Origin of the sequence: Sporosarcina psychrophila (assembly GCF_001590685.1) — a bacterium.
Classification (GTDB): Bacteria; Bacillota; Bacilli; order Bacillales_A; family Planococcaceae; genus Sporosarcina; species Sporosarcina psychrophila.
In genome coordinates, this window is sequence record NZ_CP014616.1 from 1,783,851 (window position 1) to 1,796,833 (window position 12,983).

Annotated in this window: 10 protein-coding genes and 1 other annotated feature (1 of these 11 only partly in view); all 10 genes read left to right on the top strand. The window is 42.3% G+C overall.

Features of this window, described 5'->3' with window-relative positions; genetic code table 11:
- The first annotated feature begins 12 nt into the window (after positions 1 to 12).
- Positions 13 to 1,278, top strand: coding sequence for an ATP-dependent protease ATP-binding subunit ClpX (gene clpX / locus AZE41_RS08540; RefSeq protein WP_067208057.1), 1,266 nt, complete (start codon positions 13 to 15; stop codon positions 1,276 to 1,278).
- Between the two features lie 124 nt (positions 1,279 to 1,402).
- Positions 1,403 to 3,727: an endopeptidase La gene (gene lon / locus AZE41_RS08545; protein WP_067208060.1), complete on the top strand. Its 2,325-nt coding sequence runs from the start codon at positions 1,403 to 1,405 to the stop codon at positions 3,725 to 3,727.
- Positions 3,724 to 4,305, top strand: coding sequence for a ribosome biogenesis GTP-binding protein YihA/YsxC (gene yihA / locus AZE41_RS08550; protein WP_067208063.1), 582 nt, complete (start codon positions 3,724 to 3,726; stop codon positions 4,303 to 4,305). Before lon ends, yihA begins: the two co-directional genes overlap by 4 nt.
- 373 nt (positions 4,306 to 4,678) lie before the next feature.
- A complete protein-coding gene (hemA, locus tag AZE41_RS08555) occupies positions 4,679 to 6,043 on the top strand; it encodes a glutamyl-tRNA reductase (protein ID WP_067208065.1) in 1,365 nt (454 codons plus the stop codon).
- An 89-nt stretch (positions 6,044 to 6,132) separates the two neighbouring features.
- Positions 6,133 to 6,963, top strand: coding sequence for a cytochrome c biogenesis protein (locus AZE41_RS08560; RefSeq protein ID WP_067208068.1), 831 nt, complete (start codon positions 6,133 to 6,135; stop codon positions 6,961 to 6,963).
- A 156-nt stretch (positions 6,964 to 7,119) separates the two neighbouring features.
- Complete coding sequence (gene hemC, locus AZE41_RS08565; protein WP_067208071.1) at positions 7,120 to 8,049, top strand: hydroxymethylbilane synthase; 930 nt, start codon at positions 7,120 to 7,122, stop codon at positions 8,047 to 8,049.
- The gene (locus AZE41_RS08570; protein WP_067208073.1) at positions 8,042 to 8,800 is read left to right on the top strand and encodes a uroporphyrinogen-III synthase; all 759 of its coding nucleotides are present in this window, start codon (positions 8,042 to 8,044) and stop codon (positions 8,798 to 8,800) included. Before hemC ends, AZE41_RS08570 begins: the two co-directional genes overlap by 8 nt.
- A 2-nt stretch (positions 8,801 to 8,802) precedes the next feature.
- Entirely contained in the window at positions 8,803 to 9,783 is a 981-nt protein-coding gene (hemB, locus tag AZE41_RS08575; protein ID WP_082786533.1) for a porphobilinogen synthase, read from the top strand.
- On the top strand, positions 9,784 to 11,076 hold the full coding sequence (gene hemL / locus AZE41_RS08580; protein WP_082786534.1) for a glutamate-1-semialdehyde 2,1-aminomutase: 1,293 nt from the start codon (positions 9,784 to 9,786) through the stop codon (positions 11,074 to 11,076).
- 917 nt (positions 11,077 to 11,993) lie between these two features.
- On the top strand, positions 11,994 to 12,578 hold the full coding sequence (locus AZE41_RS08585) for a hypothetical protein (protein ID WP_067208076.1): 585 nt from the start codon (positions 11,994 to 11,996) through the stop codon (positions 12,576 to 12,578).
- 226 nt (positions 12,579 to 12,804) lie between these two features.
- Positions 12,805 to 12,983 (top strand) — a binding site (T-box leader) (it continues 71 nt past the right edge of the window).

Consider the following 12,983-nt stretch of genomic DNA (forward strand, 5'->3'; position numbering starts at 1 on the left):
GGGGTGAGCATAATGTTCAAATTTAACGATGAAAAAGATAACTTGAACTGTTCTTTTTGCGGGAAATCCCAGGAACAGGTTCGTAAGTTAGTCGCTGGTCAAGGCGTCTATATTTGTGATGAATGTGTTGAACTTTGTGCTGAAATCGTTGAAGAGGAAGTCGGACTTGAAGAAGGTTTCGAGCTTAAAGACGTTCCGAAGCCGAAAGAAATACAAAGTATACTCGATGAATACCTTATTGGACAGGACCGTGCAAAGAAATCACTTTCAGTTGCTGTCTATAATCACTATAAACGTGTTAATTCGAACAGTAAGATTGATGATGTCGAGCTATCGAAATCCAATATCGTCTTAATCGGACCAACAGGGAGCGGTAAAACATTACTTGCTCAAACGCTTGCTAGAATCCTCGATGTACCTTTCGCGATTGCAGATGCTACATCTTTGACGGAAGCGGGATATGTTGGTGAAGACGTAGAAAATATTCTATTGAAACTGATTCAGGCTGCAGATTATGATGTAGATCGTGCGGAAAAAGGGATCATCTATATTGATGAAATCGATAAAGTCGCGCGTAAATCCGAAAATGCGTCCATTACACGTGACGTGTCAGGGGAAGGTGTCCAACAGGCACTTCTTAAAATTCTTGAAGGGACAGTTGCGAGCGTGCCACCACAAGGCGGACGTAAACATCCACATCAAGAATTTATCCAAATCGACACGACGAATATTCTCTTTATTGTTGGGGGAGCATTCGACGGAATTGAAGAAATCATTAAACGCCGCATCGGACAAAAAGTAATTGGTTTCGGTGCTGAGCCGAACTTGGTTATTGAAGAGGAGTCTTACCTTGCTAAACTGATTCCGGAAGATCTTCAACGTTTTGGTCTGATACCAGAGTTCGTAGGTCGTTTACCTGTTCTTGCAAGTTTGGAGCAGTTGAGCGAAGATACGCTGTATCAGATTTTGACGCTTCCGAAAAATGCGATTGTAAAACAATACCAAAAAATGTTTGGGCTGGACAATGTTGAACTGCGATTCGAAGATGATGCCTTGCTTGAAATTGCAAAAGAGGCAATCACACGAAAAACAGGTGCTCGTGGTCTGCGTTCAATCATTGAGAATATCATGCTCGACGTAATGTATGAACTGCCTTCACTTGAAGAAGTGACTGAGTGTGTCATTACTAAAGACTCCGTCTTGGGGCAATCAAATCCAATTCTTTTAACAGCGGACGGTACCCGAGTTCATCTGGATAATGAGAAAGACTCGGCGTAACGCCTGAAGGATGAAGCTGACTCCGATGACGCGCGTGAAAATGCGCTCTTCGGATGTCAGCTTTTTTTAAATATTTGATTGAACTAAAAGTTGGATATACATAATTAATGGAGGTGACTTCCGCATGTTAACTAATGAATTGAACAATATACCATTGTTGCCGCTGCGTGGGCTGCTCGTATACCCTACGATGATTTTACATATTGATGTTGGAAGAGAGCGCTCCGTATTTGCCATTGAACACGCAATCGCACAGGATAACCTTATTTTTCTTGCTACGCAGAAAGATATAAGTATAGAAAATCCGGAACCGGAGGATCTGTATAAAGTAGGGACATTGGCGTTTGTTAAATCGATGACACAACTACCAAACGGGACGTATCGTATACTTATTGAAGGAATTGAACGTGCAGAATGGTCGGATTATGAGGAAGCGGATCTTTATCCCGTGGTTAAAGTAATTGGTTATCCAGATGATGAGGAAATTGATGCTGAATCAGAAGCGCTAATGAGAACGCTACTTACATATTTCAAAAAGTACTCAAAAATCTCGAAAAAAGTGACAGAAGAAACATATGATTCTGTCGCTTCAATTATAGAACCGGGAAGACTGGCAGATACGGTCGCTTCTCATTTACCGCTGAAATTGGTTGCAAAGCAAGAAGTACTTGAAATAAAAAATGTCAATGAACGCCTTGAATGGCTTATGAGTAGACTTTATAATGAGCAAGAAGTGCTGAACCTTGAAAAGAAAATTAATGAACGTGTCAGGGAAGCCATGGAGCGAACGCAAAAAGAGTTTTATTTGCGTGAGCAGATGAAGGCGATTCAGACTGAACTCGGTGATAAAGACGGTAAAGGTCTAGAAGTAATAGACTTGACTGAAAAAATTGAGAGTTCCGGTATGCCGGCAGGTGTTAGAGAAGCCGCGTTGCGTGAACTCGACAGATATGAAAAACTACCATCTGCTGCAGCTGAAAGCGGAATCATCCGTAATTATATCGAGTGGCTCGTTACGTTGCCATGGTCCGATGCATCAACAGATCAGCTTGACATTAATCGCTCGGAAGAAATCTTAAATCGCGACCACGATGGACTAGAAGCTGTTAAAGAACGTATACTTGAATATTTGGCAGTTCGTCAATTAACGAATTCATTACGGGGACCAATCCTTTGTCTTGCGGGTCCACCAGGTGTCGGAAAAACGTCTTTAGCTAGGTCTATTGCAGAATCTCTAGGTAGGAAGTTTGTTCGAATCTCACTTGGCGGAGTGCGTGACGAGTCGGAAATTCGTGGTCATAGACGGACATATGTGGGCGCAATGCCTGGGCGAATTATTCAAGGTATGAAAAAAGCTGGCAAGATTAACCCCGTGTTCTTACTGGATGAAATCGATAAGATGTCGAATGACTTCCGTGGGGATCCATCGTCCGCGATGCTTGAGGTGCTTGACCCAGAACAAAACAATAAATTTAGTGATCATTACATCGAAGAGCCTTATAACTTATCGAATGTTTTGTTCATTGCGACTGCCAATGATTTAAGTGCAATTCCGGGACCACTTCGTGACCGGATGGAAATCATTTCAATTGCCGGTTACACAGAAATTGAGAAGCACGCTATTGCGAAAAATCACTTGATCCCGAAACAGTTGAAAGAGCACGGACTGACAAAATCGCAGGTTCGTATCAATGATCCTGCGATTCAGGACATTGTAAGGTATTATACACGCGAGGCAGGTGTACGTGGCCTAGAACGACAAATTGCTGGTATTTGCCGTAAAGCTGCGAAACTGATTGTCACGGGAGAGAAGAAAAGTATAACGGTTAGTTCTAAAACACTTGAATCTCTTATTGGTAAAAAGAAATACAGGTATGGACAGGCGGAGACAGTGAATCAAATAGGCGTCGCGACAGGACTTGCTTATACGCAAGTTGGTGGAGATACATTGCAGATTGAGGTTTCTTTATCGCCAGGAAAAGGTAAACTTATACTGACGGGTAAACTTGGAGATGTTATGAAAGAGTCTGCCCAAACTGCATTGTCCTACGTGCGTTCGAAAACGGTGGAATTCGGTATTGATCCAGATTTCCATGAAAAGTGTGATATTCATATCCATGTACCTGAAGGTGCGATCCCTAAAGATGGTCCTTCAGCCGGTGTGACGATTGCTACATCACTGGTCTCTGCATTGACTTCACGGCCAGTACGCCGTGAGGTCGGGATGACTGGTGAAATTACACTGCGCGGTAGAGTTTTACCGATTGGTGGCGTGAAAGAAAAAACATTAAGTGCCCATCGAGCTGGCTTGACGACGATTATCTTGCCAAAAGAAAATGAGCGCGACATCGAAGATATTCCAGAAAGCGTCCGAGAGGAACTGACATTTAAACTCGTTTCTGACGCAGAAGAGGTCCTCGAAATTGCATTGGAGGAGACTTCCAAATGAAAGTCCATAACGTAGAAATGATAATGAGTGCTGTACGCCCCGAACAATATCCGGCGGAAGGGTATCCGGAATTTGCGTTAGCAGGCCGGTCGAACGTCGGTAAATCATCTTTCATAAACAAGATGATTGGTAGAAAAAGCCTTGCTCGAACTTCTTCGAAGCCAGGTAAGACACAAACATTAAACTTTTATAAAATTGAAGAGCAATTATTTTTCGTCGATGTACCGGGATACGGGTATGCAAAAGTATCCAAGTCTTCTCGTGAAACATGGGGGAAATTCATTCAACAATATATGACTGAACGGGAGCCACTTCGAGCTGTCATTCAAATTGTAGATTTACGCCACGCTCCAAGTGCTGATGATTGTGCAATGTACGATTTCCTTGTAGAGAATAATATGCCTGCAATCATCATTGCGACGAAAGCGGACAAGATTCCAAAAGGGAAATGGGAAAAGCATAAAAAAGTCGTTCGTGAAACGCTTGCAATGCGACCATACGATGCATTAATTGTCTTTTCATCTGAAAAGGGAATCGGAATGGACGAAGCATGGAAAGAGATTGAAAGCAGAATGTAATTGTAGAATTGGAAAATCCGGAAGACGAGATATACATCGTTTTCCGTTTTTTTATAGTGTGCTGGCGCACAGTTTAGTAATTCAGTCGTATACTATAATAATTTGTTCTTCAGTTTTCTTATCCAGTCGTATAGTTTAGTCAATCTGTCGTATAGTATTAGTAATCGGTAATGCAGTTCCAATAAATTTGATTTAGGATTGCACATTAATTGCATGTGAAATCGAAGGCTGTTAGGATTAGATTATAATCATTATAAATAGTTACGTTTAACCGTTCGTAGTCATAGGTTGTTCACAATTTCCAACAAGAAAAGTGATAACTATATGGTATAATGGGAAGCGTGAAATAGAACGTGAGAGGTGTGAACACCTGATGCATACAATCGTAATCGGTGTCAATCACCGGACAGCACCTGTTGAAATAAGAGAGAAATTATCCTTTATTGAATCAGAACTGCCGCAGGCGATGCAAACATTGCAACAGCAAAAAAGTATATTAGAAAATATTATTATATCAACTTGTAATCGAACTGAAATTTATGCAGTTGTTGATCAGTTGCATACGGGTCGTTATTACGTGAAGAATTTCTTGGCTGAGTGGTTCGATTTGCCACTTGAGTCTTTCTCTTCTCATTTAATTATCATGGAAAATGATGGTGCGATTGAGCATCTGATGCGCGTATCGGCAGGTATCGATTCTATGGTACTTGGTGAGACACAGATTTTAGGTCAAGTGAGGGACAGTTTCCTTGAAGGCCAAACAATTGGTACAACAGGTACTGTTTTCAATGAGCTATTTAAACAAGCCGTAACGCTTGCGAAAAAAGCCCACACTGAAACTGCAATTGGCGATAACGCTGTCTCAGTTTCCTATGCTGCTGTAGAACTCGGTAAAAAGATCTTTGGTACATTGGACCAAAAGCATGTGGCCATTCTTGGAGCAGGCGAAATGGGTGAACTTGCCGTTAAGAACTTGCACGGAAGCGGTGCAAGCAAAGTGACAGTTGTTAACAGGACACTGTCGAAAGCGGAAGTCCTTGCCGATAAATTCGGAGGTGTTGCGAAGTCAATGCAAGAACTGCAATGTACACTTCTTGAAGCAGATGTACTGATTAGTTCAACAGGTGCAAACGACTTCGTTATCGATTTTGAACTTATGCAGTTAGTAGGTCGGTTGCGTAAAGGAAGACCAATATTTATGGTAGATATCGCAGTACCGCGGGATTTGGATCCACGTATCGGCGATCTACCAAATGTTTTCCTTTACGATATCGATGATTTACAAGGAATTGTGGAAGCGAATCTCGCGGAAAGAAAGCGAGCAGCCGAAGAAATTGGCCTTATGATTGAGCAGGAACTTGTCGTATTTAAAGAATGGGTTGCTACACTTGGAGTGGTTCCGATTATATCGGCACTTCGTCAAAAAGCGAATCGCATCCAATCGGAGACAATGGCGAGTATTGAAAACAAAATGCCAAATTTAACTGAACGTGAAAAGAAAGTATTAAGCAAGCATACGAAATCTATCGTTAATCAATTATTGAAAGATCCTATTCTACAGGCGAAAGAGCTGTCAATGGATCCGAAAGCATCCGAAAAGTTGGAATTGTTCCAGCAAATATTCGGTATTGATGAAGATGTAGTAAATGAGAAAGAAACGCTTGCAAAACAGGCGAAACAACGGTTAAAAGTCAGAGCTGAAAGACATGCGACGGCACAACCGGATTTGACATTTTGAACGTTTGTCAAAGGGGCGTTTCCGCATCAGTGTGATACACTATAGATGCAGAAACGCCCCTATTAGTTCGGAAAGGCAGAGAGGTTATCATGGCTGAAATGATGATGGCGAGACTGCATGAAGTAATGGTCGTACTCTATGCAGTAAGCCTTGTTTTTTATTTTATAGATTACTTGAATAAGGATACGTTTGCACACCGAAGCGCTTTTTGGATTTTAACCGTCGTCTACTTTCTACAAACATTCTTTCTTGTGATGTATATAATCGAATGGCAAAGGTTCCCTGTACTCACTCTTTTTGAGGGGATTTACTTTTACGCTTGGTTGTTGATTACTTTATCAATTGTCATGCATCTGTTTTACAAAGTTGGTCACGCCGTCTTTTTCTTAAATGTGATTGGATTCATATTTATGACAATTCATACATTTGGACCTGAACAAATTGAACAGTCGCCGATAGGGGAAGCGCTTATTTCAGAGCTGCTATTCATCCATATTACATTCGCGATTTTGTCTTATGCAGCGTTTGCGATGTCATTCGTTTTTTCGATACTCTATCTTCTTGTTTATAAAGTTTTAAAGAAGAAGAAATGGTCAAAACAATTTAATAGGCTTCCTTCTCTTCATCAAACAGAGATAGGCATGAAGGCGTCTCTTTATACAGGTATTCCGTTTCTGCTCGTCAGTTTAATTCTCGGCATGCAGTGGGCGATAGTTGCACTCGATGTATGGTCCTTTTTTGATATGAAGATTATTGGTTCATTTATCCTTCTTGCCATTTACGGTTCTGTATTATTCTTGAAGCGAAGTGGCAAGCTAACAGGAAACGACTTTGCATGGGCGAACGTATTTGCATTCCTTTTTGTTATCATCAATTTTTTTCTTGGAAGTAAGTTATCCGGGTTCCATTTTTGGTTATAACTTAATACAGCTTGGTTTCAAACCCCGGCTGTATTAAGTTAAAGCCTCTGGCGGATGCTACAGATTTTTTGGGGATTTATTATCAAGCAAACTCGAAAAAATCTGAACACAAATACGCCAAGGTGTATTCGATTAAGAAAGGTTGGATTAATTAATATGAGAAAAATAATCGTAGGTTCAAGAAGAAGTAAACTTGCATTGACACAAACAAACTGGTTTATAGACCAGATGAAAGCTGCCGGTGCTCCATTTGAATTCGAAGTGAAAGAAATCGTTACAAAAGGAGATCAAATCCTAGATGTAATGCTATCGAAAGTTGGCGGTAAAGGGCTTTTCGTGAAAGAAATTGAGCAGGCATTATTTGATAAAGAAATCGATTTCGCAGTACATAGCATGAAAGACATGCCAGCTGTTCTTCCAGAAGGACTTGTTATCGGTTGTATTCCTCCGCGTGAAGATGCGCGCGATGCATTCATTTCGAATGGTCATGTGAAATTCATGGACTTACCAGTAGGTGCTAAAGTTGGAACGTCTAGTTTACGTCGTAGTTCACAATTACTGCTTCTGCGTCCCGATCTTGACATCCAATGGATTCGTGGCAATATCGATACACGTCTGAAAAAAATGGTTGACGGTGAATACGATGCGATTCTTCTTGCGGCTGCCGGCATGAAGCGAATGGGCTGGAGCGCGGATGTGACTACGGAATATATGTCCGTTGAAGATTGTATTCCAGCAGTAGGACAAGGGGCACTAGCAATTGAATGCCGTTTTGATGATAAAGAGTTACTTGCAGAACTTGCGAAATTAACGGATGAAAAAACATGGAAAGAAGTTGAAGCAGAGCGTACTTTCCTAACTGAAATGGATGGTTCGTGCCAAGTTCCGATTGCCGGATTTGCGCAATATAACGGTAGCGAAGTCGAATTGACGGGCTATATTGCTTCTCCAGACGCAACACAAGTGTTTAAAAAGACTTTCTCAAGCACGGATCCCGTTGAAGCGGGTATGGAAGTTGCAAAAATATTGCGTGCCGAAGGGGCTTCAGAAGTGATTGAGAAAGTGAAGGCGGATATGGATGCGTGATCGTCAACCGCTGTTAGCTGAAACGGTCATCTTTACAGGGACTCCGAAGTCTAAAGATGTCTTTGAATTGGTAAAGCGCTACGGAGGGACGCCTGTTTCATTGCCGCTTATCCAAGTGGCGGAGTTAGTGGAACAGACAGATGAACTTCGTTTGACCGCTTGTCCGATGTATGATTGGTTAATATTCACAAGTCAAAGTGCGGTTGCGGCGTTTGGTGCAAAACTCAATCGTCATGGTGTTTCTTCGGAATCAATTCCAGCGAAAATAGCAGCCGTAGGCACTCGAACTGCAGAAGCGCTTGAAAAAATTGGTTTTACAGTCGATTTCATCCCAACCGTGTTCAGTGCAGATACATTCGTAAAGGAATTTAATCCTGCTGAAACAGATATTCGACGTATTCTTTTTCTACGCGGATCAATTGCAGGCGTCACCATCAAAGAGGAAATTCCTTTTGAAGTGGATGAATGGACAGTTTATGCGACAGAGCGTGCAAATGATTCCATCGATTCACTAGTAGATTTATTGCAACAACAACAGCATTTGAGCGTTTTATTCGCAAGTCCTTCGGCGGTTGAAGTTTTTGCTGAAGAAGTGGCTCCGCGGACAGGTTGGAACGGCTTTACAATCGGGGCTATCGGACATGTGACGGAAAAAGCATTGCTAGAAGTTGGTGCGGTCGTTCATGTTAGACCCGATACATACACACTTATGGATCTCGTCGAGAAATTGGCGGGGCGAAAGGAAGGGTAATTTTGGATACTTTACAATTCAGACGCAACAGACGTTTGCGCACATCAACTACATTGCGTTCTATGGTGAGAGAAACTGTTCTGAGGAAAGAGGACTTCATCTATCCGATTTTTGTTATAGATGGGGAAGACATCAATAATCCAATCGCTTCTATGCCGGGTGTGTTCCAGAAATCACTCGACCATTTTACAATTGAACTCGATGAAGTTGTGTCACTTGGAATTCCATCAATTATTTTATTTGGTCTTCCGGCAACTAAGGACGAATTGGGGTCGGAAGCTTATTCTGATCAAGGGATTGTCCAAAAAGCCACTCGTTTAGCGAAAGAACGTTATCCTGAACTTGTCGTCATTGCGGATACTTGCCTGTGCCAATATACAGATCACGGACATTGCGGTGTTCTAGAAGACGGTAACGTATTAAACGACCCATCATTGGAACTGTTGACGCGTACTGCAGTAAGCCAGGCGAAGGCAGGCGCGGACATCATTGCGCCGTCGAATATGATGGACGGTTTTGTAGCAGCTATTCGCCAAGGGTTAGACGCAACTGGTTTTGAGCATATCCCGATTATGTCATATGCAGTGAAATATGCATCCGCTTATTACGGACCATTCCGTGACGCTGCGGAATCTACTCCTCAATCAGGCGATCGCAAAACGTATCAGATGGATCCAGCAAACCGCATAGAAGCAATGCGTGAAGCGGAATCAGATGTTGCAGAAGGTGCTGACTTCCTAATCGTTAAACCGGCGCTTTCGTATCTCGATATCATGCGTGATGTCAAAGACAATTTTACATTGCCAGTAGTTGCATACAATGTGAGCGGCGAGTATGCAATGGTTAAAGCAGCAGCGCAAAATGGTTGGATTGATGAAAAAGCAATCGTTCTTGAAACGTTGACAAGTATGAAGCGTGCGGGTGCGGATCTCGTTATGACGTACCATGCGAAAGATGCGGCACGCTGGCTGGAGGAGAAATAATTGGGTAGAAATTATGAAAAGTCGAAACAAGCATTTGCTGAAGCGGTAAATCTTATGCCAGGAGGAGTTAACTCTCCTGTTCGTGCATTCAAATCTGTCAATATGGACCCGATTTTCATGAAGAGCGGAAAAGGCGCTATTCTTACAGACATCGATGGCAATGAATATATCGATTATGTACTATCTTGGGGTCCGCTTATTCTCGGTCATTCTGATCAAGACGTAGTTGAAGGCATTAAGCGCGTTGCAGAAACTGGAGCAAGCTTTGGTGCACCAACGTTAGCGGAAAATGAACTTGCGAAACTTGTTATTGAACGCGTTCCTTCAATTGAAATGATTCGTATGGTGTCATCCGGTACGGAAGCAACGATGAGCGCACTACGTTTGGCGCGCGGATATACTGGTCGCAATAAGATTTTGAAATTTGAAGGCTGTTACCACGGTCACGCTGACTCACTGCTCATTAAAGCGGGTTCTGGCGTTGCGACACTTGGCCTACCAGATAGCCCAGGTGTGCCTGAATCGGTTGCGAAAAACACAATCACTGTTCCTTATAACGATTTAGAAAGCATTAAAGTCGCAATTCAAGAATTTGGTGACGACTTAGCGGCAATTATTGTTGAGCCTGTCGCGGGTAATATGGGTGTTGTCCCACCTGAACCAGGTTTCCTTGAAGGATTGCGTGAGTTGACAGAGAAAAACGGCACGCTTCTTATTTTTGATGAAGTAATGACGGGCTTCCGTGTTGGCTATAATTGCGCACAAGGTTATTACGGTGTGACGCCGGATATTACATGTCTCGGAAAAGTAATTGGCGGCGGCCTTCCAGTTGGTGCATATGGAGGGAAACGTGAAATTATGGAAAACATGGCTCCTGCAGGAACGATTTATCAGGCAGGAACTTTATCAGGTAATCCACTGGCGATGACTGCAGGTATTGAAACGTTGAAAAAACTAACGCCTGCATCTTATGAACACTTCATTAAACTTGGTGATCAGCTAGAAGCCGGTTTCCGTTCGGCGGCTGAAAAGTTTGATATCCCGCACACGGTAAACCGTGCAGGCTCGATGATCGGCTTTTTCTTCACCAACGAAAAAGTGTCGAATTACGACAAAGCGAAAACGGCTGACCTTGAATTATTTGCTGATTACTATCGCTTAATGGCTGAAGAGGGTATCTTCCTTCCACCATCTCAGTTTGAAGGCATGTTCCTATCAACTGCGCATACAGAAGCGCATATTGAGAAGACAATTGAAGCGTTCCATACGGTGTTTGCTAAACTTCGTGCGTAAAAAAAGCTTAGTCAATTCAAATACGAATTCGATAGTTGTGTTTGTTTTCACATGTGTTGATTAACCAAAAACAACCAGTAAATAACTGAATCAAACACTATGCCCTTCGTGTACAGTTACCTCTGGATTGCTTTAGATTGAACGACCTCTATACGATTACCGAAATGTCTTGATGTGTAGGAATTCGACTCCGTCGCATTCCTGCACATTTTTTCCGATAATCGTATGGTGCTTATTCATCTATCGCTATCCAAATGCATAAGTACACGAAGTGCTAAAACTTTTCGGGACGAAAGAATAGCGGGGCTTCTTATCTGGATAGTAGCCGCCAAAAATACAATTTTGGCGACTGAAGCCTTCTCCATAGACTTGTCTTTTTTAGTTAAGGAAGAGTCACTTTCTTATAGTCCATCGCATGATAAGGTACATACTCTTTACTAATAGTAAGCAAGGAACACATTGTACAAAGTGCTAGAGTGCCCGAAATTGTATCTTCGGGCACTTATAACCTATATAAAAAGTCATCTATTCTTTTTTCTAAAGTAGCTGTATTTTTCACTTGAACGTTGTAGGAACGCGACAGGCAACTATTCGTAACAGGATTACTGAAAAGGGTGTGGCTAGGAATGACGAAGTCATTTCTAGCCACACTTGCTCCTCGGTAAAGTTGTCATGAATAGTTCGTCAAAAGCGGACCGGAAATGATTCAGTGAAAATGGGGTTTTTCAAGCCTTTCTTACCTGTTCTTTATGCAAGAAAATGGTTAATCAACAGAAGTGGTTTTTTTTAATAATAAAGACAATATCCTCCGACTAGTTTACTGGTCGGAGGATATTTGCGTTCGATCTATTTAATCTTCTATTGTAACCATGCCGCGCATACAATTGTTTGTGAAGGAATAGAAGGAGGGAACAGGTATGGAGAAAAAACAGTGGTCAATGGAGGAAAGTTTCTATTTCCCAGAACATGCTGGTGTACCGACTGGTGTACAGTCAGTCACAGTGACGCCAAGGTATACTGAAGAGCGTACAGAAGACTCAGTCCGGTTGACAGGCATTTATCATATTGCGGCGAATGTCGAATTCGGTGAAGGGCTAAGGGCGGAGGAATGGGACGATTCATTTATCCTCATTGATGATGTCGAAGTGGATGGCAAAGACGGTTATTTTGAATACGCGGTACCGCTTAATATTGACTTGCCTTCAGTAGCAGAGAGCCCATTGGAGATTGTAACAACGCAAGCAACAGGTAAATCAGACGGACAAGGTACTTATGGAGTTGTCTGGAATGTAGAATGTACGTACACAGAAGCGGTTGCAATAGTGGAAGAGCCTGAGGAAGCGCAAGTAGCGGTCGCGGTTGCAGCGCCGATTGTAGCAGCAATTGACAGCACTCCGTTAGACGAGATGGACGAAGTGCTGTCGTTCATTGCGGAGCTTACGGATGGCATATCGACGACAGCCTACCGTTCAAATGATGTTTTTGTAAAGAACGAAAGCTAAACCACACAGGAAACAGAACAATAGAAAGTCGCCTGTCGTCGGTATGATCAATAATCGTACCAACTGAAAAAGGCAAATAGGGATAATGATTCCTTTACAGTAAAATCGACATCTTCGAAGCCAAGGAGGAAGTAGGTAAGGGTTATATCCTCTACGCATAACACAATCCTTTCGTTATATACTTGACGAGCAACCGGTTATTCCGTTACAATTATTGCAATTGCATATGGATGCGATGATTGGGATAGTACGTGAATGGATTAGACTAAAGAGAGGGTTCGAGTGCTGAAAGGACCTGTCGATTATTTACCGAATGTAACCCATGAGCAGTTTCCGTGAAAGTGTGTTCAAAAAGAAAAACATTTTTGAGCGTAGTAGCGGAAGCCGGTTTGAAGCCGTTATCGA